The organism is Escherichia sp. E10V10 (genome assembly GCF_004211985.1).
GTDB lineage: Bacteria > Pseudomonadota > Gammaproteobacteria > Enterobacterales > Enterobacteriaceae > Escherichia.
In genome coordinates, this window is sequence record NZ_RHJO01000002.1 from 56,702 (window position 1) to 82,797 (window position 26,096).

Sequence of the window (26,096 nt, forward strand, 5' to 3'; positions counted from 1 at the left end):
TATCTCTCAAAATGCTTTTCTCCCTCTCCCTGTGGGAGAGGGCCGGGGTGAGGGCATCAGCGCGCACATTGCCCCTATGCCCGTTTACCAACCTTACGAATACTTTTTCGTCCGCCGCGTTGGTGCGGTATTCGCCGGGTCGTCCGGCCAGACGTGTTTGGGATAACGCCCTTTCATCTCCTTTTGCACCTCACGATACGCCCCTTTCCAGAAGGCCCCCAAATCACGCGTGATTTGCAGCGGCCTTTGGGCGGGTGAAAGTAACTCCAGCACCAGCGGCACACGCCCCTGGGCGATTGTCGGATTGGTGGCTTCGCCAAACATCTCCTGCATTCTTACTGCCAGCGCAGGTGGGTTATCTTCATGATAACGAATGGCGATCCGACTTCCCGTCGGCACAGTGTAATGCGCAGGCAGGGAACTCACCAGACGTTGCTGCATTCCCCAATCGAGTAATCCATGCAGCGCCTGGTAAATATCGACTGATTTCAGGCCACGTAGCGAATGTACACCGCTCATATGCGGCAACAACCACGTTTCAAGCGTCGCCAATAAACTCGCGTCATCGACCGCTGGCCAGTCATACTCTGGTAACCACTTCGCAGCGCACAGTAAACGCAGGCGTAGCTGTTCCGCTTCTGGCGTCCAGTTGAGGACGTTTAATCCTTTATCGCGTATACCGTTAAGCATCGCCTGATGTAATTCTTCTTCCGAAGGTTTCGCTAGTGGCTGCACTTTTACCGTGAGCTGGCCAATTTGCAGCCGACGCCAGGCTTTCAGCGTGCCTTGAGCATCGTCCCACTCCACAGTGTCAGACTGTTGCACCAGTTGCGGGCAACGTTCTACTAACGTATTAATATCGACCGGCAGCGCCAGCAAAATCCGCGCATCCGGCGAGGCGCTGCCCTGCAATAATAACGGTGCGATCAGCCATTCGTGGCGGTTTAACGCGTCGTCGGCATCCAGCATCGCCCCCATACCGTTCGCCAGTTGATAGCGACCATCTTGCCCACGCCGACGAGCAATACGATCGGCAAACGCCCCGGCAAGTAGCGGCGCAATAAGCGAACTGTCCTCCTCACCGCCGCGTACGTTTAAGCGTTTCAACAGTTGCTGACTACGTTGCTGCCAGGCAGGTTGATTGCGCGAGAACGCCACGCCAAGATCGCCATTACCCATCCGTGGCGGTTCTTCGAGAATAGCGGCAATTTTTGCGGCGGTAGCCGCTTCATCGTCACTCTTCGCGCTCACCAGCATTGCCGCTAAACGCGGATCGTTACCCAGCGCCGCCATTTTTTGCCCTTGCGCACTAAGCCGTTCACCGTCCAGCGCCCCCAGCATTTGTAACAGGCGTTTCGCCGCCTGTAGATTCACCGCTGGCGGGTGATCCAGCCAGTTCATCTGTGCCGGATCGCTACATCCCCATTGCAGTAACTCCATCAACAAACCGGAGAGATCGCTTTGTAAGATCTCCGGTTCACTTTGCGCTGCGGCGCGTTCCGCCTGCTCTTTAGCGATTAAATGCAGGCAAATACCTGGCTCCAGACGCCCGGCGCGCCCGGCACGTTGCGTCATCGACGCCTGACTAACGCGCTGAGTGATCAACCGAGTAAGACCCGTACGCGGATCAAAGCGCGCTACCCTTTCCTGGGCGCAATCCACCACCAGACGGATACCTTCGATGGTTAGACTGGTTTCAGCGATGTTGGTCGCCAGCACCACTTTGCGCATTCCTTGCGGCGCAGGGAGGATAGCTTTTCGCTGATCGTTCAGCGACAACGCCCCATACAGTGGGCAGAGCAACACATCACTGCCGATGCGTGACGCCAGTTGTTCCTGCACGCGCTGAATTTCTCCGACGCCAGGTAAAAATAACAGTAATGACCCAGTTTCCTGGCGCAGCAATTCGGCGGTAGCGGCAGCTACTGCTTCGTCAAAGCGTTGGTGTGCAGGCAACGGCAAATAGCGGCGTTCCACCGGATACGAGCGCCCTTCGGAAACAACAACGGGCGCTTCTGGCAGCATCTGCTGCAAGCGATCGTTATCCAGCGTAGCCGACATAATTAGCAGCTTTAAGTCATCGCGCAGACCTTGTTGCACATCGAGTAACAACGCCAGCGCCAAATCCGCCTGCAAACTGCGTTCATGAAATTCATCGAGGATCACCAGCCCCACGCCGTTCAGTTCCGGGTCGCGCTGGATCATGCGCGTCAACACGCCTTCGGTGACCACTTCCAGACGAGTATTCGGCCCGACGCAGTTTTGCGCACGCATCCGGTAGCCAACTGTGTCGCCAGGCTTTTCGTTCAGCAGCTCCGCCAGGCGTTGCGCAACGTTACGCGCCGCCAGTCGACGTGGCTCCAACAGGATGATTTTCCCGTTAATGCCTGAATGCGCCAGAAGTTGCAGCGGTAGCCAGGTCGATTTTCCGGCTCCGGTCGGCGCACTTAATAACACCTGCGGCGCATAATCGAGGGCGGCAAGTAATTCAGGTAAGACGGCTGCAACGGGTAACGACGACACAAAACGCTCCAGAGGGTTAACATTCTTCGCGCCACATTGTAGCATCGCGGTAATTCATAACCGAGTGCCTGACATGTCTGAACCGCAACGGCTGTTCTTTGCCATTGACCTACCTGCTGAAATCCGCGAACAGATTATTCACTGGCGCGCCGCACAGTTTCCACCTGAAGCAGGCCGCCCGGTTGCTGCTGAGAATTTGCATCTGACATTGGCGTTTTTAGGCGAAGTAAGCGCAGACAAAGAGAAGGCGCTCTCACTGCTGGCCGGGCGAATTCGTCAACCCGGTTTTACACTCACGCTTGATGACGCAGGTCAGTGGCTGCGTTCACGCGTGGTATGGTTGGGTATGCGCCAGCCGCCGCGCGGCTTAATCCAACTGGCGAATATGCTTCGTTCGCAGGCAGCACGCAGTGGTTGTTTTCAAAGCAATCGACCGTTTCATCCGCATATCACCTTATTGCGCGACGCCAGCGAGGCGGTAACAATCCCACCGCCTGGTTTTAACTGGTCATATGAGGTGAAGGAGTTCACTCTTTATGCTTCCTCGTTTGCCCGTGGGCGTACACGTTACACACCGCTCAAACGCTGGACGCTGGCGCAATAACAAGGATTGTCATAATGGAATTTTCTCCTCCTTTACAGCGCGCCACGCTAATTCAGCGTTATAAACGCTTTTTAGCCGATGTGATCACACCTGATGGTCGTGAATTGACGCTACACTGCCCCAACACTGGCGCGATGACCGGTTGTGCAACGCCTGGCGATACCGTCTGGTATTCGACTTCCGACAATACAAAACGGAAATACCCGCACACCTGGGAATTAACCCAAAGCCAAAGCGGCGCATTTATTTGCGTTAATACGCTTTGGGCGAATAGATTGACGAAAGAGGCTATCCTTAATGGGGAAATTTCGGAGCTATCAGGCTATAGCTCGCTGAAAAGCGAAGTAAAATACGGTGCCGAGCGCAGTCGTATTGACCTCATGTTACAGGCGAGGTTTCGACCTGACTGCTATATTGAAGTGAAATCGGTTACGTTAGCGGAAAATGAGCAAGGTTACTTTCCCGATGCCGTTACCCAACGTGGGCAGAAACATCTTCGGGAGTTGATGAGCGTAGCGGCTGAAGGCCAACGTGCGGTGATTTTTTTCGCTGTACTGCATTCAGCCATTACACGGTTTTCACCCGCGCGCCACATCGATGAGAAATACGCGCAACTATTGTCAGAAGCACAACAGAGGGGAGTAGAAATTCTGGCTTATAAAGCGGAACTTTCTGCTGAAGGTATGGCTCTTAAAAAATCACTGCCTGTTACATTGTAGTAGTGTAAGTAACTGGTTAATTTACATTCTGGTCGCGTGCGCAAATACGCTTTTCCTCACACAGTTGTCAAGTGTTACGTTTAGATAATTGCTATCCGGAAAAGCATCTGCTATTTATAGCGGCCTCATTTTTCCCCCGAACATGGGGATCGATAGTGCGTGTTAAGGAGAAGCAACATGCAAGAAGGGCAAAACCGTAAAACATCGTCCCTGAGTATTCTCGCCATCGCTGGGGTGGAGCCATATCAGGAGAAGCCGGGCGAAGAGTATATGAACGAAGCCCAGCTGGCGCACTTCCGTCGTATTCTGGAAGCATGGCGTAATCAACTCAGGGATGAAGTCGATCGCACCGTTACACATATGCAGGATGAAGCAGCCAACTTCCCGGACCCGGTAGACCGTGCAGCCCAGGAAGAAGAGTTCAGCCTCGAACTGCGTAACCGCGATCGCGAGCGTAAGCTGATCAAAAAGATCGAGAAGACGCTGAAAAAAGTGGAAGACGAAGATTTCGGCTACTGCGAATCTTGCGGTGTTGAAATTGGTATTCGTCGTCTGGAAGCGCGCCCGACAGCCGATCTGTGCATCGACTGCAAAACGCTGGCTGAAATTCGCGAAAAACAGATGGCTGGCTAATTACAGCCGTTCCATCACGTTTACCACAGGCGGGAAATACTCCCGCCTTATTTTTTGTTCAAAGAGATGACAGACACACAGTATATTGGTCGCTTCGCCCCCTCTCCTTCCGGCGAGCTTCATTTTGGTTCTCTGATTGCTGCGCTTGGCAGCTATTTGCAGGCTCGCGCCCGGCAAGGTCGCTGGCTGGTACGCATTGAAGATATCGACCCGCCTCGTGAAGTTCCCGGTGCCGCAGAAACTATCCTGCGCCAGCTGGAACATTACGGCCTGCACTGGGACGGCGATGTTCTTTGGCAATCGCAACGTCACGACGCCTATCGCGAAGCACTCGCCTGGTTACATGAGCAAGAGCTAAGTTATTACTGCACCTGCACGCGTGCGCGTATTCAAAGCATTGGCGGTATTTACGACGGTCATTGCCGAGCATTGCATCATGGACCTGACAACGCGGCTGTGCGTATTCGGCAGTTGCATCCGGTCACACAGTTTACTGATCAACTACGCGGAATTATTCTCGCCGACGAAAAACTGGCGCGAGAAGATTTTATTATTCATCGTCGTGATGGTTTGTTTGCCTATAACCTGGCGGTGGTGGTCGATGATCACTTCCAGGGCGTCACAGAAATTGTTCGTGGGGCAGATTTAATTGAACCGACAGTGCGGCAAATCTCGCTGTACCAGCTTTTTGGCTGGCAGGTGCCAGATTACATTCATTTACCGCTGGCGCTAAACGAACAAGGCGCTAAACTTTCCAAGCAGAATCATGCGCCTGCGTTACCGAAAGGCGATCCGCGCCCGGTGTTAATCGCGGCACTTCATTTTCTGGGTCAGCAGGCAGAAGCGCACTGGCAGGATTACAGCGTAGAACAAATCCTTCAGTCAGCCGTCAAAAACTGGACGCTGACCGCCGTGCCAGAGTCGGCAATTGTAAATTCAACATTCTCAAATGCGTCATGCTGAGCTATGATTAGCCGCTATTTTTTTGTCCTGAATGATGTTTGACACTACCGAGGTGTATTATTTTTACCCGAGTCGCTAATTTTTGCCGCAAGGTGTTGAGCCGCGAGGAGAGCGAAGCTGAACAGGCAGTCGCCCGTCCACAGGTGACGGTGATCCCGCGCGAGCAGCATGCTATTTCCCGCAAAGATATCAGTGAAAATGCCCTGAAGGTAATGTACAGGCTCAATAAAGCGGGATACGAAGCCTGGCTGGTTGGCGGCGGCGTACGCGACCTGTTACTTGGCAAAAAGCCGAAAGATTTTGACGTGACCACCAACGCCACGCCTGAGCAAGTGCGCAAACTGTTCCGTAATTGCCGCCTGGTAGGTCGCCGTTTCCGTCTGGCTCATGTGATGTTTGGCCCGGAAATTATCGAAGTCGCCACCTTCCGTGGTCACCACGAAGGCAACGTCAGCGACCGCACGACTTCTCAGCGCGGGCAAAACGGCATGTTGCTACGCGACAACATTTTCGGCTCCATCGAAGAAGACGCCCATCGCCGCGATTTCACTATTAATAGTCTGTATTACAGCGTCGCGGATTTTACCGTCCGTGATTACGTTGGTGGCATGCAGGATCTGAAAGACGGTGTTATCCGCCTGATTGGGAACCCGGAAACGCGCTACCGTGAAGATCCGGTACGTATGCTGCGCGCAGTACGTTTTGCCGCGAAACTGGGGATGCGCATCAGCCCAGAAACTGCCGAGCCGATCCCACGCCTTGCTACTCTGCTCAACGATATTCCGCCAGCACGCCTGTTTGAAGAGTCTCTTAAACTGTTGCAAGCGGGCTACGGTTACGAAACCTATAAACTGCTGTGTGAATATAATCTGTTCCAGCCGCTGTTCCCGACCATTACCCGTTACTTCACGGAAAATGGCGACAGCCCAATGGAGCGGATCATTGAGCAGGTACTGAAGAATACCGATACGCGTATTCATAACGATATGCGCGTTAACCCGGCGTTTTTGTTTGCCGCCATGTTCTGGTATCCACTGCTGGAAACAGCGCAGAAAATTGCTCAGGAAAGCGGCCTGACCTATCACGACGCTTTCGCGCTGGCGATGAACGACGTGCTGGACGAAGCCTGCCGTTCACTGGCAATCCCGAAACGTCTGACTACGCTAACTCGCGATATCTGGCAGTTGCAGCTGCGTATGTCCCGTCGTCAGGGCAAACGTGCATGGAAACTGCTGGAGCATCCGAAATTCCGCGCCGCCTACGACCTGCTGGCTCTGCGTGCTGAAGTGGAACGCAACGCCGAGCTGCAACGTCTGGCGAAATGGTGGGGTGAGTTCCAGGTTTCTGCGCCACCAGACCAAAAAGGGATGCTCAACGAGCTGGATGAAGATCCAACACCGCGCCGTCGCACTCGCCGTCCGCGCAAACGCGCGCCGCGTCGCGAGGGTACCGCATGACGGTGGCGTATATTGCCATAGGCAGCAATCTGGCCTCTCCGCTGGAGCAGGTCAATGCTGCCGTGAAAGCATTAGGCGACATTCCGGAAAGCCGCATTCTTGCTGTTTCTTCGTATTACCGTACCCCGCCGCTGGGGCCGCAAGATCAACCCGATTACTTAAATGCAGCCGTGGCGCTGGAAACCGCTCTTGCCCCTGAAGAGTTACTCAATCACACACAGCGTATTGAGTTGCAGCAAGGTCGCGTCCGCAAAGCTGAACGCTGGGGACCACGCACGCTGGACCTCGACATTATGTTATTTGGTAATGAAACAATTAATACCGAACGACTCACCGTTCCGCACTACGATATAAAGAATCGTGGATTTATGCTGTGGCCGCTGTTTGAGATTGCGCCGGAGCTGGTTTTTCCTGATGGAACAACATTAGACAACTTATTACAAATAAATAAATACGATGAATTAGACAAGTGGTAATTAAATAGCCACTTGAATATAAATAAATTCTGAAAAATACTCCCCAACAATTGCAATCAATGCATTTTTAAGTTACAACCACAATTAATAATATATCCCCCCCTCTTAACCTTCCCACCCCATACACTATTTTTTCAACTTTAGATATTTAGTTTTACTTAAAGATGAATTAAGTGGATATATAATTTTTATTATGCACAATATCCCCCCTAATGATGAGCAGATGTAACATTCGGTAAATTCAAGTCCTCATCATTAACAAACCAATCTTCCTAGTCTATCGGGCCTCCCCATGTGCGGACTCCCGATTGAAGTTAAACTCATGGAATATAATTCAAGGATTTTTATGTCTAAAAAATTAGGTTTTGCCCTGTCTGGTCTTATGCTGACAATGGTTGCAGGTACTGCTTCTGCAGATATGGACGGTGGTCAGTTAAATATCAGCGGTCTGGTTGTTGATAACACCTGTGAAACCCGTGTAGACGGTGGTAACAAAGATGGTCTAATCCTGCTGCAAACTGCAACTGTTGGTGAAATCACTGACGGCGTACTGAATGATACCGTTGGTGCTAAAGCTAAACCTTTCAGCATCACCGTTGACTGTAGCAAAGCGAACCCGAATCCAGGTAGCACAGCTAAAATGACCTTCGGTTCTGTTTTCTTTGGTAATAGCAAAGGAACGCTGAACAACGACATGTCTATTAACAACCCGTCTGATGGCGTAAATATCGCTCTGCACAATATTGATGGTTCCACTATCAAACAAGTTCAAATTAACAATCCTGGCGATGTGTACACTAAAACCATGGATGCGACGACAAAATCTGCAGTTTATGATTTTAAAGCGTCTTACGTTCGTGCTGAAGCAAGTCAGACAGCAACTGCTGGTTATGTAAAAACTAACACTGCATACACCATTACTTATCAGTAAGTATTCACCAATTAAATTGATTGAATGAATATACAGGGAATAGTATTAATAATTACTATTTTTATATTATTCCCTGTCTTAATTAACTCTGTCAGGGATGGTTTATGTTTTTTAACACCAAACATACAGCAGCTTTATGCTTCGTAACCTGTATGGCTTTTAGCTCATCGACTATTGCGGATATCGTCATTTCTGGTACTCGCGTAATATACAAAGGCGATCAAAAAAGCGTCAACGTACGTCTGGAAAATAAAGGGAATAACCCATTGCTTGTTCAGAGCTGGTTAGATACTGGCGATGACAACGCAGAACCTGGCAGTATTAAAGTCCCCTTTACCGCCACGCCGCCAGTATCGCGTATTGATGCTAAACGTGGGCAAACAATTAAATTGGTGTATACCGCCAGTACCTCGCTGCCTAAAGACAGAGAGAGCGTGTTCTGGTTTAACGTACTGGAAGTTCCTCCAAAACCAGATGCCGAAAAGGTAGCAAATCAAAGCCTGCTGCAACTGGCATTTCGCACACGTATAAAACTGTTCTATCGCCCGGAAGCATTGAAGGGAAATCCCTCTGAAGCACCATTAGCCCTGAAATGGTCCTGGTCAGGTTCCGAGGGTAAAGCAGCATTACGAGTGGCCAATCCAACCCCTTACTACGTCTCTTTTAGCAGTGGTGATTTAGAAGCCAGCGGTAAACGCTATCCGATTGATGTGAAAATGATTGCACCATTCAGTGATGAAGTCATGAAAGTCACTGGCCTTAATGGCAAAGCAAATTCTGCAAAAGTGCATTTTTACGCCATTAATGACTTTGGTGGAGCCATTGAAGGTAATGCCAGTCTGTAATCAGGCAAGGATATAATTCCGCAGGAAGCATAACGTGACTATAAAACCAACTAAAAATTATCATAATCATCTGACCCGTATCGCCACGTTTTGCGCGCTGCTGTATTGCAATAGTGCTTTCAGTGCTGAACTCGTTGAATATGACCATACCTTCCTGATGGGGCAGAATGCCTCAAATATTGATCTCAGCCGGTATAGTGAAGGTAACCCTGCTATACCGGGTGTTTACGACGTCAGTGTTTATGTCAACGATCAACCTATTATTAACCAAAGCATTACATTTGTTGAGATTGAAGGAAAAAAGAACGCACAAGCCTGTATCACACTTAAAAATTTATTGCAGTTTCATATTAATTCTCCCGATATAAACAGCGAAAAAGCCGTTCTGCTTGCCCGGGATGAAGCTCTCGGCAATTGCCTCAATTTGACGGAAATTATCCCTCAGGCTTCCGTTCGTTATGATGTTAACGATCAACGTCTGGATATAGACGTTCCTCAAGCCTGGGTAATGAAAAATTACCAAAACTATGTTGATCCATCGTTATGGGAAAACGGCATTAATGCAGCCATGTTGTCATACAACCTCAATGGATATCATAGTGAAACCCCTGGTCGAAGAAATGACAGCATTTATGCTGCTTTTAACGGTGGGATGAATTTAGGTGCATGGCGACTGCGTGCCTCAGGCAACTACAACTGGATGACCGATTCTGGCAGTAATTATGATTTTAAGAATCGGTATGTTCAACGTGATATCGCCTCGCTGCGATCTCAACTCATTATTGGTGAGTCTTATACTACGGGCGAAACCTTTGATTCCGTCAGTATCCGAGGCATTCGCTTATACAGTGACAGCCGCATGTTGCCTCCGACATTAGCCAGTTTTGCGCCTATCATTCATGGTGTTGCCAATACCAACGCCAAAGTCACTATTACGCAAGGTGGCTATAAGATTTATGAAACGACTGTGCCGCCAGGCGCTTTCGTCATTGATGATCTGAGTCCGTCAGGGTACGGCAGCGATCTTATTGTTACTGTCGAAGAATCCGATGGCTCAAAGCGGACATTCTCGCAACCTTTCTCATCGGTTGTTCAAATGTTACGCCCTGGCGTTGGACGCTGGGACATTAGCGGCGGTCAGGTCTTAAAAGATGATATTCAGGATGAGCCTAATTTATTTCAGGCCAGCTACTACTACGGTCTGAATAACTATCTGACGGGTTATACCGGTATTCAGATTACCGATAATAACTATACCGCCGGTTTGTTAGGTCTTGGCCTGAATACCTCAGTCGGTGCATTTTCTTTAGATGTGACTCACTCCAATGTTCGTATCCCGGATGATAAAACATATCAGGGGCAAAGTTATCGTGTTTCCTGGAACAAGTTATTCGAAGAAACAAGTACTTCACTGAATATCGCGGCCTATCGCTATTCGACACAGAATTATCTTGGTCTTAATGATGCACTAACTCTAATTGATGAAGTGAAACATCCCGAACAAGATCTTGAACCGAAATCCATGCGTAATTACTCGCGCATGAAAAATCAGGTTACGGTCAGTATTAACCAACCGTTGAAATTTGAGAAAAAAGATTACGGTTCATTTTAGCTTTCCGGAAGTTGGTCCGATTACTGGGCTTCAGGGCAAAATCGTAGCAATTATTCTATTGGCTACAGTAACAGTGCATCCTGGGGCAGCTACAGTGTCAGTGCACAGCGTTCATGGAATGAAGACGGTGACACTGAAGATAGCATTTATCTCAGTTTCACTATTCCTATTGAAAAACTACTCGGCACTGAACAACGTAATTCAGGTTTCCAGAGTATTGATACTCAGATGAGCAGTGACTTTAAGGGTAATAACCAACTCAACGTCAGTAGCAGTGGCTATAGCGATAACGCTCGCGTCAGTTATAGCGTGAATACTGGCTATACGATGAATAAAGCCAGCAAAGATTTGAGTTATGTTGGGGGTTATGCCAGCTATGAGTCACCGTGGGGAACCCTGGCAGGTTCAGTTTCTGCAAATAGCGATAACAACCGTCAAGTTTCTCTCAGCACCGACGGTGGCTTTGTATTGCATAGCGGCGGCCTGACCTTCAGCAATGACAGTTTTAGCGACTCCGATACACTGGCGATAGTTCAGGCTCCAGGTGCTCAAGGAGCGCGAATAAATTATGGCAACAGTACTATCGATCGATGGGGGTATGGTGTCACCAGTGCACTTTCTCCTTATCATGAAAACCGTATCGCGCTGGATATCAACGATCTCGAGAACGATGTTGAATTAAAAAGTACCAGTGCAGTAGCTGTTCCGCGTCAGGGGTCAGTCGTCTTTGCTGATTTTGAAACCGTGCAAGGGCAATCAGCCATTATGAACATCACACGAAGTGATGGTAAAAATATTCCATTTGCTGCAGATATTTATGATGAGCAAGGAAATGTCATTGGTAATGTTGGACAAGGTGGACAGGCTTTTGTTCGTGGTATTGAACAGCAGGGAAATATCAGCATTAAGTGGATAGAAGAAAGTAAACCCGTTAGTTGCCTTGCGCATTATCAACAAAGTTCAGAAGCAGAAAAAATAGCGCAATCTATTATTCTGAATGGAATTCGGTGTCAGATTCAGTAACTACAAGGGACGTCAAATGATAAAAATAACGCCATATAAAATAGCGACACTGATGGGAATATTATTATCCCCCTCAGTATTAGCAACGGATATTAATGTAGAGTTTACAGCTACTGTCAAAGCGACAACCTGTAATATCACTCTTACTGGTAATAATGTCACGAATGATGGCAATAATAACTACACATTGAAAATCCCCAAAATGGGGCTGGATAAGATCGCGAATAAAACTGCAGAATCTCAGGCTGATTTTAAACTGGTTGCCAGTGGGTGCAGCAGTGGCATTAGCTGGATCGATACCACTCTGACCGGAAACGCCTCATCAAGTTCACCCAAGCTTATTATACCGCTGTCTGGTGATACAAATTCTACGACAAGTTATATCGGTATGGGTTTCAAGAGACGGGGTGCTGATGATGCCACTTTTCTTAAACCCAACAGTGCGGAAAAGATACGCTGGGACACAAACGAAATACCGTCCGACAAAGGTCTTGAAATGACTGTTGCGCTACGTGAAACATCTCAAGGCGCTGGTGTGCCGGGGAATTTCCGCGCTCTGGCGACGTTTAATTTCATCTATCAATAATAAGGATAATTAAGATGACATTTAAAAATTTACGTTATGGATTATCCAGCAGTCTGGTTCTGGTAGCCTCATTATTCAGTGTCCCGTCTTATGCTGCAACAGACAGCATTGGACTGACTGTTATTACCACTGTGGAAATGGGTACCTGCACAGCAACACTTATGGATGGTAATAATAAAATCTCCACGGTTAATTTTGGTGATGTATATATATCTGAAATAAATGCTAAAACCAAAATTAAAACATTCAAACTACAGTTTAAAGATTGTGCAGGGATTCCAGGAAAGAAAGCATATATAACATTAACCAAAGTTGGCACATGTGAAGGAAATGCCAATAATGGTGATGGATTTGCCAATGCATCTACATCCACAGAAAAAGCAAATGCGGTTGTGGTTGAAGTCTGGGGTGCCATAACACCAGATCGAGCAGATAAAAATAAACAATTTAGCTGCGCTACTCCTCAAGCGAAAGAAAAGAGTATTGTGGGTGCAACAGGTACTAATGTTGTGAACTTTGATATGAGTGCAGTCCTTGTGGTAGATAAGGATAAAACTGTCAATAATGTTACGGCAGGTGATTTTTTCGCCCCTGCAACATTTACTATCACCTATAACTAACAGACTGACAGATTCAGGAACTATATATGCATCCCACTCAACGTAAGCTGATGAATAGAATAATTCTGTTTCTGTCATTACTGTTTCCCATTACCTGTCCAGCCATCGCTGGACAGGATATCGACCTTGTTGCCAATGTAAAAAACAGCACTTGCAAAAGCGGAATCAGTAACCAGGGTAATATTGATCTTGGCGTCGTTGGTGTGGGATATTTTTCAGGTAATGTTACTCCTGAAAGTTATCAACCAGGTGGAAAAGAGTTCACTGTCACTGTCTCAGACTGTGCATTTCAGGGAACAGGAAATGTATTAAATCAACTACACATAGACTTTAGAGCACAAAGTGGTGCAATGGCTAATGGTTCCCGACAAATATTTTCCAATGAAGTTTCGTCAGGGGCGAGTAATGTAGGAGTGGTTATATTTTCTATCCAGGATCCGGCGAATACATTCAATGTTCTTAATGCTTCAGGCAGCTCACGTTCCATTTATCCAGTGATGTCGGATGACATGAATGGTTCATCCTGGAAATTTAGCACTCGAATGCAAAAAATCGATCCTGCATTGAGTGTTACATCTGGTCAACTTATGAGCCATGTGTTAGTTGATATTTACTACGAATAACTAATAAAAATAGCACAAACTCTAATAAAAACGCAACAATGGAGTAAAAATGAAAACACTCTTCAAATATTTTCTTTTTCTGGCACTATATTTTTGTTGTTATACAGTTAGCGCAACTACAAGTTTTATTGTGGGAGATAAATCAGGCGTTGATAATTTTAAAGGCCCCTCCACTGCCGCACAGATGACCTTTAATTACACATCAACATCAAGCAACTTGGTTTTTTATAAACCCACGCAGTTCGGCCCGACAGGGGTAAAACTGTACTGGTCATATCTGGACACAGGTATCGGTGGTGGTATTCTTTACTGCAATACATCTGGCGGAGCGATTGCTGGGCCAATAACCATTGAAAATGCCATGGTCTATTCAGGTAAAGATTATGGCGGGCATAAACTATTTAAGACATCAGTTCCTGGCCTGTATTACACTTTGTTAATATCAAATGTCTGGTCTGCATACAATACAATAACTGATATTCAATCACCAGGAATATATATCGGAGATCCTTCAAACCAAGAATTTTTCTTTTCCGTAACAGACAACGATCTACAAACCAGGGGTTGCAACAGAGCAAACAGCGACAATAAATTTTGGGCTATTGGTGGTATTTTACACAACATAACTGTTGAATTTTATACAGATGTTAATTTCGACCCTACATCTAATCAACAAGTCCAGTTATCCAGCTCATCAAATTATCTTTATTCGTTTAAGGCCTTCAATCCTGGTACTAAAATCAAACCTCATAGCAACCACATTTATGTCAATTTCACACTGAATAATGTGAAATTAACCTTACCAACATGTTTTATATCCATGCTTACCGGACCATCAGTCAATGGTTCAACGGTTAGAATGGGAGAATATAGTTCTGGGGCAATTAAAAATGGTGCGTCACCTGTTCCCTTTGATATCTCGCTTCAGAATTGTATTCGTGTGCGTAATATTGAAACAAAACTTGTCACTGGAAAAGTAGGTACTGAAAATACACTACTGCTTGGCAATACGCTTACTGGAAGCACTGCAGCCAAAGGTGTTGGCGTACTCATTGAAGGTTTAGCAACCAGTAAAAATCCGCTAATGACATTAAAACCTAATGATACGACCTCTGTTTATAAAGATTATGAAACCGAAGATGACACCTCCGATGGGGTTTACCCTAATCAAGGTAAGGGCACATCACAGCCTCTTCATTTCCAGGCTACATTAAAGCAAGACAGGAATATTACTATCGAACCTGGGGAATTTAAAGCTACCAGTACTTTCCAGGTAACCTATCCCTGATAACGTAGCAGCACTGCCAGCTTCTGGCAGTGCTGCTACGGATAAATCATTGCCCCCACCAATGTGACTGATAAAATGCCAGACAGCACAACATCATTTATCAGGATACGTTATGAAACCGACAACGATTTCCCTGCTGCAAAAATACAAACAAGAAAAAAAGCGTTTCGCGACCATCACCGCTTACGACTACAGCTTCGCTAAACTGTTTGCCGATGAAGGGCTTAACGTGATGCTGGTGGGTGATTCGCTGGGCATGACCGTTCAGGGCCACGACTCCACTCTGCCAGTAACCGTTGCCGATATCGCCTACCACACTGCCGCCGTACGTCGCGGTGCACCAAACTGCCTGCTGCTGGCTGACCTGCCGTTTATGGCATATGCCACGCCGGAACAAGCCTTTGAAAACGCCGCAACGGTTATGCGTGCTGGCGCCAATATGGTCAAAATTGAAGGCGGTGAGTGGCTGGTTGAAACGGTACAAATGCTTACTGAGCGCGCGGTTCCTGTATGTGGTCACTTAGGTTTAACCCCACAGTCAGTGAATATTTTCGGCGGCTACAAAGTACAGGGGCGCGGCGATGAAGCGGGAGATCGACTGCTCAGCGATGCATTAGCCTTAGAAGCCGCTGGTGCACAATTGCTGGTGCTGGAATGCGTGCCGGTTGAGCTGGCAAAACGCATTACCGAAGCGCTGGCGATCCCGGTTATCGGTATTGGTGCGGGTAACGTCACCGATGGGCAGATCCTGGTGATGCACGACGCCTTTGGTATTACCGGCGGTCACATTCCTAAATTCGCTAAAAATTTCCTCGCCGAAACGGGCGACATCCGCGCGGCTGTGCGGCAGTATATGGCTGAAGTGGAGTCCGGCGTTTATCCGGGCGAAGAACACAGTTTCCATTAAGGAGTCACGTTGTGTTAATTATCGAAACCCTGCCGCTGCTGCGTCAGCAAATTCGCCGCCTGCGTATGGAAGGTAAGCGCGTGGCGCTGGTGCCAACCATGGGTAACCTGCACGATGGCCATATGAAACTGGTCGACGAAGCCAAAGCCCGCGCCGATGTGGTGGTGGTCAGTATTTTCGTTAACCCGATGCAGTTCGACCGCCCGGAAGATCTGGCACGTTATCCACGGACCTTGCAAGAGGACTGCGAAAAGCTAAACAAACGTAAAGTGGATTTAGTTTTCGCGCCCTCGGTAAAAGAGATCTACCCGAACGGTACCGAAACCCACACCTATGTTGATGTTCCTGGCCTTTCGACCATGCTGGAAGGTGCCAGCCGTCCGGGACATTTTCGCGGCGTGTCGACCATCGTCAGCAAGCTGTTTAACCTGGTCCAGCCGGACATCGCCTGCTTCGGCGAAAAGGACTTTCAGCAACTGGCGCTGATCCGCAAAATGGTTGCCGATATGGGCTTCGATATTGAGATTGTCGGCGTACCGATTATGCGCGCGAAAGACGGTCTGGCGCTGAGTTCCCGTAACGGTTATCTGACGGCGGAACAACGCAAAATTGCGCCGGGTCTGTACAAGGTTTTAAGTTCGATTGCCGACAAATTGCAGGCTGGAGAGCGGGATCTCGATGAGATTATTGCCATTGCAGGGCAAGAACTGAATGAAAAAGGCTTCCGCGCCGATGATATTCAGATTCGTGATGCCGACACATTGCTGGAGGTCTCTGAAAACAGCAAACGGGCAGTGATTCTGGTAGCCGCCTGGCTTGGCGATGCTCGCCTGATCGACAACAAACTGGTCGAACTGGCGTAATACTTAACTGGCGCTACGGCTGATGGCGCCAATTATTCATTGCCACGATATTTGTAAGCGATTATTCATATCGTAGACAACTTAGTTAGAGTTAATTAGCTTATCAATCTCTGCAAGAGATAAAGCTGTCACCTCTGCAACGTCTTCCCGAGACATCCCTTTATTCAGAAAACGTTGGGCGAATTCCTGTCTTACTTCCTGTCTTACTTCTTGATACGCTTCTTGATACGCCTTCTGGAATCCCTTCTCTTCAAACCACTGCGCCAACGTCTGCCTGGTTTCTCTCCGTGTCTTTATGTCCATAGGTTCTCTTAATTATCTGGTCAGTTAACAATAACAATTATCTGGCTAAAACTGATAATGCAGATAACTTAGTTAATCAGCTTATCAACCTCAGCAAGAGGTAAATTTGCCATCTCTGCAACGTCTTCCCGAGACATTCCTTTACTCAGAAGACGCTGGGCGAATTCCTGACTTACTTCCTGTCTTCCCTTCTCAATCCCCTTCTCTTCAAACCACTGCGCCAGCGTCATCATAGACTCCCCTCCCGTTTCCCTGTCTCTCACCACACCATAAAACAAATCCGCTTGTTCAGTATGACCACGTTGCAGCATATAGTTTTGCATGGCAACTAACTGACTTCCGCTAGTGTACCCTTCGTCAATCAGCGTGACCAGTTGCTCCAGCAATAACATTAAGTCGCGTTGGCGAATATGTTTTTGCAGCAGTTCGAGAATCGCAATCCGCCGATGTTGCATGATTTCGTCATCCGGCGTAATGGTGATGTCCACCAGCGGGAATGGACTGTTATAAACGCGTCGCGCCAGCTCCGGTGAGTAAAACATATCAAACCAGCACATTGAGAGCGGATAAGGTGTGGCCTCGCCCTGATAAAACAGAATCGGCACCACCAGCGGCAGCTTATCGTGATCCGCCTCCAGATGCCGGTGCATGGCAGCAATAGAATAACGCATCATGCGAAAGGCCATTTTCTTATCCGGCTTGCTTTGGTGTTCAATCACAACGTGCAGATAACCGGGATTGCCCTGCATTTGCACGGAATAGAGCACGTCCGTGCTGTGTCCTTTCAGGCTCTCTTCAATGAAACTCCCCGACTCTAAATGAAGCGTGTTGAGGTCACAAAGTTCGCGTAATTCCACTGGCAAATGGATATCCAGGAAGTCGCGAGCCGTTTCCGCATGCATTAAAAATTGTTTAAATACCGCGTCATGCGGTGTGGTACTCGGTGCGTCCATCTTCCCTGCCTTCCGTGTGGCCCTGTGTGAAGGCAGTATCCAGTCAAGGCGTGCCGTCGTCAGCCACCTCTTTGTTGTTTACCGAGCAGCGTTCAGAGAAATTTCAATTGGTTACAGGCGTTACATGGCACGCTTCGGCGCGGTACGCAAACTGCTGGTGCAAAAGCCATCAGATCAGTAGACACTTATCAAAAATCGGGCAATACTGCGTGAGAATTTTCTCAAAGCAGGCACCGCCTGCTTCGTTAACGACAGGGTAGAAAGGTAGAAGTTATGATTCGCACGATGCTGCAGGGCAAACTCCACCGCGTGAAAGTGACTCATGCGGACCTGCACTATGAAGGTTCTTGCGCCATTGACCAGGATTTTCTTGACGCAGCCGGTATTCTCGAAAACGAAGCCATTGATATCTGGAATGTTACCAACGGCAAGCGTTTCTCCACCTATGCCATCGCGGCAGAACGTGGTTCGAGAATTATTTCTGTCAACGGTGCAGCGGCCCACTGTGCCAGCGTCGGCGATATTGTCATCATCGCCAGCTTCGTCACTATGCCAGATGCAGAAGCCCGTACCTGGCGCCCCAACGTTGCCTACTTTGAAGGCGACAATGAAATGAAACGTACCGCGAAAGCGATTCCGGTACAGGTTGCCTGATAATCACCCCTGCGGCTGGTTACTCACCAGCCGCGACATCGTCTCCAGCGAATCTGTTCTTAAAATATACAGCCGCTTTAATAAATACGGATTATCCCCCGGTTTAACTTTCCCTTTCATGGTGGTCACCGCCAGATGAAACCCGGCATCATTTGCCGCCTTTACCGCTTTGTCATTAAATCCGCCAAAGGGATAAGAAAGATACAATACATGAGGATTAAATTGGTTTAGCGCCCGGCGAGAGCGTTCGAAATCAAACAGAATATTATGCTCACTGCGGCTGAGTAATATGGGTCGGCGATATCCATCTACCCTATGCAAAAAATGAGTATGTGACTGGAAATCAAAAACATCGCTGACATCAAGCAGTTCAGAAACACTCATAAACTGTAATGACTGCGGATTCCATTTCTGTGGATGACGTTTGATGCGAGAGGTAATAATAAATGCCGTCGCCTTCATACCGTATTGTTTCAGAATGGGATATGCATAACGACTCACTGATTTCAAGCCATCATCAAATGTCAGCACCACCGCGCGAGCCGGAAGATTCATCGAATTACGCAGATACCCTTCCAGTTGATACAAGGTTAACGTGGTATATCCACGATCGCGCAACCAGGTCATCTGGTTATTGAAAGCTCGCACCGACGTCGTGGTCGAAGTATGACGAAAACGGGTGTTCTCTTCATCGCGTAAAATATGATGGTAGGTCAACACAGGAATACCGTTATCCTGCTGCGCATCCAGTGCACTGATATAGGCCAGTCGTTCGCCAATACGAATTTGATACCAGGTTTGATTCAGGCGATCTTTTAATTTATTAATAATGGGATAACGCAAATTATCGGCCAACACGCCAAATGGCGCACTACCCGCATCAGGCGCGTTGTATATCGGAGTATCTTTCCATGTAATAAGATTTTGGTTACTCAGTGGCTTATTCAGATCCCCCAGACCATCTTCAACTTTTTGCCGCCCTTGTACAGGTTCCAGATGCCCTTTATCAATATACCCCGTAGCAAAACCAAAATTGAATTCATAATAATCGGCAGCGGTTGGGATGACCGAAATAATCTGCCCGGCGCGAATGTTGCCGACGGTTACCGTTTTGTCGCCAATTTTTCCCCAGATAGCTGCATCCTGAGTGGTTTGCATATAACGCGCGGGAAGCGCTGCGCCGACACCAGATGAAACCAGCAGCAGTAAAAAAATAATCTTTTTAATCATGAGAAAACTACCAGGCGAGAAACAGCGCCGTTAGTGTAGCAAAATCGGAATGCGATTTAATACTCGAACCAATTATGCTTGAGGACAAAGGGGGGATTTTTTTGTTGTTGGTGCCAGAGACTACTGACTTCAGGCCCACCCAGTTCGACAATTCGCTCGCGAAACTCCGCACTGGATAACGTTTCACGGTAGGCCAGCATCTGCTCAATTAACGGTAACGTGACACCAGAAATCACTTCGCAACGGGAATGTTTGTGGCTTAATAACGATGCAACACGATAAGGCGCAGCACCTGCAATATCGGTTAAAAAGATAACCCCATCGCCAGAATCTGTTTCATGCAGAGCATCGCACATCATGCGGCTGAGCATATTGGAACTTAATCCGCGCCAGAAATTCACCGCCCGGCACTGGATAAGTGCGCCATGTTTTTTTTCCAGCGCATCCAACATCTCTTGCGCCCGGTCGTCGTGACAGGTAATTACCCAACCTAACATCACCTTCCTCCTTAGCTGAAAATCAGTCTACCCTGACCATTGTTGATAAAGGGTGATAGTCGTCAAAACTCCTCTCCCCCGAATCCAGAGGAGAGGAAATAGCCTTAGCTGCGCAGACCGCGCCCACGCTGGATCAGCGACCAGCAGATCAGATAAAACGCAATAATAAAAATAACCAGCACACCAAAAGTAGTAACCAGCGGCACATCATTAATGCCAAGGAAGCCGTAGCGGAATCCACTGATCATATAAACGATTGGGTTGAGATGCGACAGCCCCTGCCAGAACGGTGGCAGCAAGGTCAGTGAGTAAAACACCCCGCCCAAATACGTGAGTGGCGTTAACACAAAGGTTGGCACCAGGCTGATGTCATCAAACGTTTTGGCAAACACACCATTAAGCAATCCGGCAAGAGAGAACAACACCGCCGTGAGCACCAGCGTTAAAGCGACAAATACCCACGAATGCACCTGAAACGGTACAAAGAACAGCGAAATTGCTGTCACCAGCATACCAACAAGCAGTCCGCGCGCTACGCCACCGCCGACATATCCGGCAATAATGACGTGAGTCGGAACCGGAGCGACCAGCAGTTCTTCAATATTACGCTGGAACTTGGCGCCAAAAAATGATGAAGCGACGTTGGCGTAGGCATTGGTGATCACCGACATCATGATCAGCCCCGGAACAATGAACTGCATATAGCTGAAGCCATGCATATCACCAATACGCGAACCAATCAGGTTACCGAAGATGATAAAGTAAAGGGTCATGGTGATGACCGGTGGCACCAGCGTCTGTATCCAGATACGCATAAAGCGATGGATCTCTTTCGCCCAGATGCTTTTTAACGCCACCCAGTAAAGATGCATCATGCGCGATCTCCTTGTTTTTCATTAACCAGTGAAACAAACAACTCTTCCAGACGGTTAGCTTTGTTACGCATACTTAATACCTGAATGCCCTGCTCACTTAGCTGCGTAAATACGCTGTTGATCCCCTGCTCACGCAGCACTTCAACTTCCAGCGTGGCGGTATCCACCAGTCGATACTGATAGCCATCGAGTTTCGGTAACGGGCTTTTCGGTGCGAGATCGAGAATAAAGGTTTCTGATTTCAGCTTCGCCAGCAGCGCCTTCATCGAGGTATTTTCCACCAGCTCACCGTGTTGAATAATGCCGATATTGCGGCACAGCATTTCTGCTTCTTCCAGGTAATGCGTGGTAAGAATGATGGTGGTGCCTTTGTCGTTTAAATCCTTCAAAAAGCCCCACATTGAACGGCGAAGTTCGATATCCACGCCTGCGGTCGGTTCATCAAGAATCAGCAGTTTAGGTTCGTGCATCAGCGCGCGGGCAATCATTAAACGACGTTTCATCCCGCCCGATAACATGCGCGCACGTTCGTTGCGTTTTCCCCACAAATCGAGTTGCTTAAGATACTTTTCGCTGCGTATGTACGCTTCTTTGCGCTCTACACCGTAGTACCCCGCCTGATTCACCACAATTTGCTGTACGGTTTCAAACGGGTTGAAGTTAAATTCCTGTGGCACCAGTCCTAACTGACGTTTAGCGTTGACGACATCTTTTTCAAGATCGTAACCAAATACGCTGACCCGCCCGGAGGTTTTATTTACCAGAGAGCTGATAATACCGATAGTGGTTGATTTTCCGGCCCCGTTCGGCCCGAGAAGCGCATAAAAATCACCCGCTTCGACTTGCAAATCTATCCCACGAAGCGCCTGAACGCCGCCTGGATAGGTTTTTTTAAGCTGTTGAAGTTCCAGTGCAATGGTCATAAATTTTTACTTACCTTACGTTCTTACACTTTATCTGTGGTTTAAATCGTCCCGGAGTTGCCCTATATTAGCCAAACGTAATTATTTGGTTACAGGTCGTTAACCTCCATGAAAGACATAGATACACTCATCAGCAATAATGCACTATGGTCAAAAATGCTGGTGGAAGAGGATCCCGGGTTTTTTGAGAAACTGGCACAAGCGCAAAAACCGCGCTTTCTATGGATTGGATGTTCCGACAGTCGCGTTCCTGCAGAACGTTTAACCGGTCTTGAGCCGGGCGAACTCTTTGTTCACCGTAATGTTGCTAACCTGGTCATTCACACCGACCTGAACTGCCTTTCCGTGGTTCAGTATGCAGTGGATGTTCTCGAAGTTGAACACATTATTATCTGTGGCCACTACGGTTGCGGCGGCGTACAAGCCGCAGTTGAAAACCCGGAACTGGGGCTTATCAACAACTGGCTGCTGCACATCCGCGATATCTGGTTCAAACATAGCTCATTGCTCGGCGAAATGCCGCCAGAGCGCCGTCTGGATACCTTGTGTGAACTGAACGTAATGGAACAGGTATATAACCTGGGCCACTCCACCATTATGCAATCAGCGTGGAAACGCGGGCAGAAAGTGACCATTCACGGCTGGGCCTACGGCATTCACGACGGCTTGCTGCGTGATCTGGATGTTACTGCCACCAACCGCGAAACCCTTGAGCAACGTTACCGTCACGGGATTTCCAACCTCAAGCTGAAACACGCCAACCACAAATAAATATGCCATGCCGGATGCAACACATCCGGCAACTTTACACTTACTCGTCCAGCAGAATCACTTTGCCGATATAGGGCAGATGACGGTAACGCTGTGCGTAATCAATGCCGTAACCCACCACAAACTCATCCGGGATCGAGAAACCGATAAATTCTACCGGGACGTTCACTTCACGACGGGACGGTTTATCGAGCAGCGTACAAATCGCCAGCGACTTCGGTTCGCGCAGGCTTAAGATCTCACGCACTTTCGACAGTGTATTCCCCGAGTCGATGATATCTTCAACAATCAGCACGTCCTTGCCACGGATATCTTCATCCAGATCTTTGAGGATTTTCACATCACGGGTGGTGGACATGCCGCTACCGTAGCTGGAGGCGGTCATAAAATCGACTTCATGAGATACCTGAACTTCACGGCACAGGTCCGCCATAAACATAAATGAGCCACGCAGCAGACCTACCAGCACCATATCGCTGCCGCTGTCTTTGTAACGCTCAGTAATCTGACGACCCAGTTCGGCGATACGCGCTTTAATCTCCGCTTCGGGGATCATTACTTCTACAGTATGTTTCATATCTCTAACCATATGATTTAAAAACAAATCACTTCGCACGGGCGGGATTCAGCACCGCAACAAAGCGCAAGACATGCAGTATACCAGTAAAACTATTCATTGGCGGAATCTGTTAATAAAGCTCAAATTGTGATGACGATCACACATGTTAAAACCTATAATTAATTGCTACTAAAATATTAATGAATTGAAATGGTGTTTCTTTATGGCAATTAACAATACAGGCTCGCGACGATTACTCGTCACGCTAACAGCCCTATTTGCAGCGCTTTGCGGGCTGTATCTTCTCATTGGCGGAGGCTGGCTGGTCGCGATTGGCGGCTCCTGGTACTACCCTATCGCAGGCCTTGTGATGCTCGGCGTCGCCTGGAAGCTGTGGCGCAATAAACGCGCCGCGCTTTGGCTGTACGCCGCCCTGCTGCTCGGCACCATGATTTGGGGCGTCTGGGAAGTTGGTTTCGACTTCTGGGCGCTGACTCCGCGCAGCGACATTCTGGTCTTCTTCGGCATCTGGCTGATCCTGCCGTTTGTCTGGCGTCGCCTGGCCATTCCTTCCGGCGGCGCAGTTGCCGCACTGGTGGTGGCACTGCTGATTAGTGGCGGTATCCTGACCTGGGCCGGATTTAACGATCCGCAGGAAATCAATGGCACTTTAAGCGCCGATGCCACACCTGCCGAAGCTATCTCACCCGTTGCCGATCAGGACTGGCCTGCCTATGGCCGCAATCAGGAAGGTCAACGCTTTTCACCACTGAAACAAATTAACGCCGATAACGTCCACAACCTGAAAGAAGCCTGGGTGTTCCGTACAGGCGATGTGAAACAGCCGAACGATCCGGGCGAAATCACCAATGAAGTGACGCCAATTAAAGTGGGCGACACCCTTTACCTGTGTACCGCTCACCAGCGTCTGTTTGCGCTCGATGCCGCCAGCGGCAAAGAGAAATGGCATTACGATCCTGAGCTGAAAACCAACGAGTCCTTCCAGCATGTAACCTGTCGTGGCGTCTCTTATCATGAAGCCAAAGCTGAAACGGCTTCGCCGGAAGTGATGGCGGATTGCCCGCGTCGTATCATTCTTCCGGTGAATGATGGTCGCCTGATTGCGATTAACGCTGAAAACGGCAAGCTGTGCGAAACCTTCGCCAATAAAGGCGTGCTCAATCTGCAAAGCAATATGCCGGACACCAAACCGGGTCTGTATGAACCGACTTCGCCGCCGATTATCACCGATAAAACCATCGTGATGGCCGGTTCAGTTACCGACAACTTCTCAACCCGCGAAACGTCTGGCGTGATCCGTGGTTTTGATGTCAACACTGGTGAGCTGCTGTGGGCCTTTGATCCGGGCGCAAAAGATCCGAACGCGATCCCGTCTGACGAGCACACCTTTACCTTTAACTCGCCAAATTCGTGGGCTCCTGCGGCCTATGACGCGAAGCTGGATCTGGTCTATCTGCCGATGGGCGTGACCACGCCGGATATCTGGGGTGGTAACCGCACACCGGAACAGGAACGTTATGCCAGCTCGATTCTGGCGCTGAATGCCACTACCGGGAAACTGGCGTGGAGCTACCAGACCGTTCACCACGACCTGTGGGATATGGATCTTCCGGCACAGCCGACGCTGGCGGATATCACCGTTAATGGTCAGAAAGTGCCGGTTATTTACGCTCCGGCGAAAACCGGCAACATTTTTGTGCTCGATCGTCGTAATGGTGAACTGGTGGTTCCGGCCCCGGAAAAACCGGTTCCCCAAGGTGCAGCGAAAGGCGATTACGTTACCCCTACTCAACCGTTCTCTGAACTGAGCTTCCGTCCGACAAAAGATTTGAGCGGTGCGGATATGTGGGGCGCCACCATGTTTGACCAGCTGGTGTGCCGCGTGATGTTCCACCAGATGCGCTATGAAGGCATTTTCACCCCGCCATCTGAACAGGGTACGCTGGTCTTCCCGGGTAACCTGGGGATGTTCGAATGGGGCGGGATTTCCGTTGATCCGAATCGTGAAGTGGCGATTGCCAACCCAATGGCGCTGCCGTTTGTTTCGAAACTGATCCCGCGCGGACCGGGTAATCCGATGGAACAGCCGAAAGATGCCAAAGGTACGGGTACGGAATCCGGCATTCAGCCGCAGTATGGCGTACCTTATGGCGTCACGCTCAACCCATTCCTTTCACCGTTTGGTCTGCCGTGTAAACAGCCAGCATGGGGCTATATCTCGGCGCTGGATCTGAAAACCAACGAAGTGGTGTGGAAGAAACGAATTGGTACGCCGCAGGATAGTATGCCGTTCCCGATGCCGGTTCCGGTGCCGTTCAATATGGGTATGCCGATGCTGGGCGGGCCTATCTCCACGGCGGGTAACGTGCTGTTTATTGCCGCTACGGCAGATAACTACCTGCGCGCTTACAACATGAGCAACGGTGAAAAACTGTGGCAGGGTCGTTTACCAGCGGGTGGTCAGGCGACGCCAATGACCTATGAAGTGAATGGTAAGCAGTATGTGGTGATCTCCGCAGGCGGTCACGGTTCATTTGGTACGAAGATGGGCGACTATATTGTGGCTTATGCCCTGCCGGATGATGTGAAGTAAGACTTGCTCAGATTGCTGACAACGTGCGCGTTGTTCATGCCGGA

General features: G+C 48.7%; 24 protein-coding genes and 2 pseudogenes. 18 read left to right on the top strand and 8 right to left on the bottom strand.

Features of this window, described 5'->3' with window-relative positions:
* Positions 1–93: 93 nt before the first annotated feature.
* Positions 94–2,523 (bottom strand): ATP-dependent helicase HrpB, encoded by a 2,430-nt coding sequence (gene hrpB, locus D9736_RS04770; protein WP_130257831.1) that lies wholly within the window; start codon positions 2,521–2,523, stop codon positions 94–96.
* Positions 2,524–2,596: 73 nt separating this feature from the next.
* Between hrpB and thpR the strand changes: the two genes are divergently transcribed.
* From thpR to panC, 15 genes and pseudogenes are all read left to right on the top strand, one after another.
* Entirely contained in the window at positions 2,597–3,127 is a 531-nt protein-coding gene (gene thpR, locus D9736_RS04775) for an RNA 2',3'-cyclic phosphodiesterase (protein WP_130257832.1), read from the top strand.
* Positions 3,128–3,141: 14 nt separating this feature from the next.
* Positions 3,142–3,846 (top strand): DNA/RNA nuclease SfsA, encoded by a 705-nt coding sequence (gene sfsA, locus D9736_RS04780; protein WP_130204989.1) that lies wholly within the window; start codon positions 3,142–3,144, stop codon positions 3,844–3,846.
* A gap of 177 nt (positions 3,847–4,023) precedes the next feature.
* Positions 4,024–4,479: an RNA polymerase-binding protein DksA gene (gene dksA / locus D9736_RS04785; RefSeq protein ID WP_001155227.1), complete on the top strand. Its 456-nt coding sequence runs from the start codon at positions 4,024–4,026 to the stop codon at positions 4,477–4,479.
* Between the two features lie 66 nt (positions 4,480–4,545).
* Complete coding sequence (gene gluQRS / locus D9736_RS04790) at positions 4,546–5,442, top strand: tRNA glutamyl-Q(34) synthetase GluQRS (RefSeq protein WP_167854546.1); 897 nt, start codon at positions 4,546–4,548, stop codon at positions 5,440–5,442.
* 59 nt (positions 5,443–5,501) lie between these two features.
* A complete protein-coding gene (pcnB, locus tag D9736_RS04795; RefSeq protein WP_205712921.1) occupies positions 5,502–6,899 on the top strand; it encodes a polynucleotide adenylyltransferase PcnB in 1,398 nt (465 codons plus the stop codon).
* Entirely contained in the window at positions 6,896–7,375 is a 480-nt protein-coding gene (gene folK, locus D9736_RS04800; protein ID WP_130217350.1) for a 2-amino-4-hydroxy-6-hydroxymethyldihydropteridine diphosphokinase, read from the top strand. The genes pcnB and folK overlap by 4 nt, the downstream gene beginning before the upstream one ends.
* A gap of 346 nt (positions 7,376–7,721) precedes the next feature.
* The gene (locus tag D9736_RS04805; RefSeq protein WP_130217352.1) at positions 7,722–8,306 is read left to right on the top strand and encodes a fimbrial protein; all 585 of its coding nucleotides are present in this window, start codon (positions 7,722–7,724) and stop codon (positions 8,304–8,306) included.
* Between the two features lie 104 nt (positions 8,307–8,410).
* Positions 8,411–9,151 carry a fimbrial chaperone gene (locus D9736_RS04810; protein WP_130217354.1) on the top strand — a complete coding sequence of 247 codons (741 nt, stop codon included), beginning with the start codon at positions 8,411–8,413 and terminating at the stop codon, positions 9,149–9,151.
* A gap of 34 nt (positions 9,152–9,185) precedes the next feature.
* Positions 9,186–11,786 (top strand): annotated as a pseudogene (gene htrE / locus D9736_RS04815) (Yad fimbria usher protein HtrE).
* Between the two features lie 16 nt (positions 11,787–11,802).
* Complete coding sequence (locus D9736_RS04820) at positions 11,803–12,372, top strand: fimbrial protein (RefSeq protein ID WP_130217358.1); 570 nt, start codon at positions 11,803–11,805, stop codon at positions 12,370–12,372.
* A gap of 14 nt (positions 12,373–12,386) precedes the next feature.
* A complete protein-coding gene (gene yadL, locus D9736_RS04825) occupies positions 12,387–12,992 on the top strand; it encodes a fimbrial-like protein YadL (RefSeq protein WP_130217360.1) in 606 nt (201 codons plus the stop codon).
* Between the two features lie 26 nt (positions 12,993–13,018).
* Positions 13,019–13,615: a fimbrial-like protein gene (locus tag D9736_RS04830; RefSeq protein ID WP_130217362.1), complete on the top strand. Its 597-nt coding sequence runs from the start codon at positions 13,019–13,021 to the stop codon at positions 13,613–13,615.
* Between the two features lie 46 nt (positions 13,616–13,661).
* Positions 13,662–14,903 (top strand): annotated as a pseudogene (locus D9736_RS04835) (fimbrial-like adhesin); the annotation flags it as partial.
* 112 nt (positions 14,904–15,015) lie between these two features.
* The gene (gene panB / locus D9736_RS04840; RefSeq protein ID WP_130204969.1) at positions 15,016–15,810 is read left to right on the top strand and encodes a 3-methyl-2-oxobutanoate hydroxymethyltransferase; all 795 of its coding nucleotides are present in this window, start codon (positions 15,016–15,018) and stop codon (positions 15,808–15,810) included.
* An 11-nt stretch (positions 15,811–15,821) separates the two neighbouring features.
* Positions 15,822–16,673: a pantoate--beta-alanine ligase gene (panC, locus tag D9736_RS04845; protein WP_001468145.1), complete on the top strand. Its 852-nt coding sequence runs from the start codon at positions 15,822–15,824 to the stop codon at positions 16,671–16,673.
* A gap of 81 nt (positions 16,674–16,754) precedes the next feature.
* On the opposite strand, the gene D9736_RS04850 is transcribed toward panC, so the two are convergent.
* Both D9736_RS04850 and rpnC read right to left on the bottom strand, forming a co-directional pair.
* On the bottom strand, positions 16,755–16,976 hold the full coding sequence (locus tag D9736_RS04850; protein ID WP_130257835.1) for a hypothetical protein: 222 nt from the start codon (positions 16,974–16,976) through the stop codon (positions 16,755–16,757).
* Between the two features lie 68 nt (positions 16,977–17,044).
* Positions 17,045–17,929 carry a recombination-promoting nuclease RpnC gene (gene rpnC / locus D9736_RS04855; protein ID WP_130257836.1) on the bottom strand — a complete coding sequence of 295 codons (885 nt, stop codon included), beginning with the start codon at positions 17,927–17,929 and terminating at the stop codon, positions 17,045–17,047.
* Between the two features lie 273 nt (positions 17,930–18,202).
* On the opposite strand from rpnC, the gene panD reads away from it, so the two are divergent.
* Positions 18,203–18,583: an aspartate 1-decarboxylase gene (gene panD / locus D9736_RS04860; RefSeq protein ID WP_000621508.1), complete on the top strand. Its 381-nt coding sequence runs from the start codon at positions 18,203–18,205 to the stop codon at positions 18,581–18,583.
* 3 nt (positions 18,584–18,586) lie between these two features.
* Here panD and D9736_RS04865 read toward each other — a convergent pair whose 3' ends face one another.
* The 4 genes from D9736_RS04865 to D9736_RS04880 all read right to left on the bottom strand — a co-directional run bounded on the left by D9736_RS04865 (position 18,587) and on the right by D9736_RS04880 (position 22,108).
* Complete coding sequence (locus D9736_RS04865) at positions 18,587–19,813, bottom strand: polysaccharide deacetylase family protein (RefSeq protein WP_130257837.1); 1,227 nt, start codon at positions 19,811–19,813, stop codon at positions 18,587–18,589.
* A gap of 56 nt (positions 19,814–19,869) precedes the next feature.
* Positions 19,870–20,310 carry a PTS sugar transporter subunit IIA gene (locus D9736_RS04870; protein ID WP_130217376.1) on the bottom strand — a complete coding sequence of 147 codons (441 nt, stop codon included), beginning with the start codon at positions 20,308–20,310 and terminating at the stop codon, positions 19,870–19,872.
* A 104-nt stretch (positions 20,311–20,414) separates the two neighbouring features.
* Positions 20,415–21,185 carry an ABC transporter permease gene (locus tag D9736_RS04875; protein WP_064525104.1) on the bottom strand — a complete coding sequence of 257 codons (771 nt, stop codon included), beginning with the start codon at positions 21,183–21,185 and terminating at the stop codon, positions 20,415–20,417.
* Positions 21,182–22,108: an ABC transporter ATP-binding protein gene (locus D9736_RS04880; protein ID WP_000150637.1), complete on the bottom strand. Its 927-nt coding sequence runs from the start codon at positions 22,106–22,108 to the stop codon at positions 21,182–21,184. The genes D9736_RS04875 and D9736_RS04880 overlap by 4 nt, the downstream gene beginning before the upstream one ends.
* 108 nt (positions 22,109–22,216) lie before the next feature.
* Here D9736_RS04880 and can point away from each other — a divergent pair, with 108 nt between their 5' ends.
* Positions 22,217–22,879: a carbonate dehydratase gene (gene can / locus D9736_RS04885; RefSeq protein ID WP_130204959.1), complete on the top strand. Its 663-nt coding sequence runs from the start codon at positions 22,217–22,219 to the stop codon at positions 22,877–22,879.
* Positions 22,880–22,919: 40 nt separating this feature from the next.
* Here can and hpt read toward each other — a convergent pair whose 3' ends face one another.
* Positions 22,920–23,456 (bottom strand): hypoxanthine phosphoribosyltransferase, encoded by a 537-nt coding sequence (gene hpt / locus D9736_RS04890; RefSeq protein ID WP_000683335.1) that lies wholly within the window; start codon positions 23,454–23,456, stop codon positions 22,920–22,922.
* A 205-nt stretch (positions 23,457–23,661) separates the two neighbouring features.
* Between hpt and gcd the strand changes: the two genes are divergently transcribed.
* Positions 23,662–26,052 carry a quinoprotein glucose dehydrogenase gene (gene gcd, locus D9736_RS04895; RefSeq protein ID WP_130257838.1) on the top strand — a complete coding sequence of 797 codons (2,391 nt, stop codon included), beginning with the start codon at positions 23,662–23,664 and terminating at the stop codon, positions 26,050–26,052.
* Positions 26,053–26,096 lie beyond the last annotated feature (44 nt).

What these genes read in the sequence shown, in the direction of transcription:
- panB (WP_130204969.1), top strand. Translation starts at nt 15,016, where the DNA reads ATGAAACCGACAACGATTTCCCTGCTGCAAAAATACAAACAAGAAAAA.
- D9736_RS04880 (WP_000150637.1), bottom strand. Translation starts at nt 22,108, where the DNA reads ATGACCATTGCACTGGAACTTCAACAGCTTAAAAAAACCTATCCAGGC.
- D9736_RS04810 (WP_130217354.1), top strand. Translation starts at nt 8,411, where the DNA reads ATGTTTTTTAACACCAAACATACAGCAGCTTTATGCTTCGTAACCTGT.
- can (WP_130204959.1), top strand. Translation starts at nt 22,217, where the DNA reads ATGAAAGACATAGATACACTCATCAGCAATAATGCACTATGGTCAAAA.
- D9736_RS04830 (WP_130217362.1), top strand. Translation starts at nt 13,019, where the DNA reads ATGCATCCCACTCAACGTAAGCTGATGAATAGAATAATTCTGTTTCTG.
- panD (WP_000621508.1), top strand. Translation starts at nt 18,203, where the DNA reads ATGATTCGCACGATGCTGCAGGGCAAACTCCACCGCGTGAAAGTGACT.
- D9736_RS04805 (WP_130217352.1), top strand. Translation starts at nt 7,722, where the DNA reads ATGTCTAAAAAATTAGGTTTTGCCCTGTCTGGTCTTATGCTGACAATG.
- hpt (WP_000683335.1), bottom strand. Translation starts at nt 23,456, where the DNA reads ATGAAACATACTGTAGAAGTAATGATCCCCGAAGCGGAGATTAAAGCG.
- D9736_RS04850 (WP_130257835.1), bottom strand. Translation starts at nt 16,976, where the DNA reads ATGGACATAAAGACACGGAGAGAAACCAGGCAGACGTTGGCGCAGTGG.
- D9736_RS04870 (WP_130217376.1), bottom strand. Translation starts at nt 20,310, where the DNA reads ATGTTAGGTTGGGTAATTACCTGTCACGACGACCGGGCGCAAGAGATG.
- yadL (WP_130217360.1), top strand. Translation starts at nt 12,387, where the DNA reads ATGACATTTAAAAATTTACGTTATGGATTATCCAGCAGTCTGGTTCTG.
- thpR (WP_130257832.1), top strand. Translation starts at nt 2,597, where the DNA reads ATGTCTGAACCGCAACGGCTGTTCTTTGCCATTGACCTACCTGCTGAA.
- sfsA (WP_130204989.1), top strand. Translation starts at nt 3,142, where the DNA reads ATGGAATTTTCTCCTCCTTTACAGCGCGCCACGCTAATTCAGCGTTAT.
- rpnC (WP_130257836.1), bottom strand. Translation starts at nt 17,929, where the DNA reads ATGGACGCACCGAGTACCACACCGCATGACGCGGTATTTAAACAATTT.
- D9736_RS04865 (WP_130257837.1), bottom strand. Translation starts at nt 19,813, where the DNA reads ATGATTAAAAAGATTATTTTTTTACTGCTGCTGGTTTCATCTGGTGTC.
- D9736_RS04875 (WP_064525104.1), bottom strand. Translation starts at nt 21,185, where the DNA reads ATGATGCATCTTTACTGGGTGGCGTTAAAAAGCATCTGGGCGAAAGAG.
- gcd (WP_130257838.1), top strand. Translation starts at nt 23,662, where the DNA reads ATGGCAATTAACAATACAGGCTCGCGACGATTACTCGTCACGCTAACA.
- gluQRS (WP_167854546.1), top strand. Translation starts at nt 4,546, where the DNA reads ATGACAGACACACAGTATATTGGTCGCTTCGCCCCCTCTCCTTCCGGC.
- folK (WP_130217350.1), top strand. Translation starts at nt 6,896, where the DNA reads ATGACGGTGGCGTATATTGCCATAGGCAGCAATCTGGCCTCTCCGCTG.
- dksA (WP_001155227.1), top strand. Translation starts at nt 4,024, where the DNA reads ATGCAAGAAGGGCAAAACCGTAAAACATCGTCCCTGAGTATTCTCGCC.
- D9736_RS04820 (WP_130217358.1), top strand. Translation starts at nt 11,803, where the DNA reads ATGATAAAAATAACGCCATATAAAATAGCGACACTGATGGGAATATTA.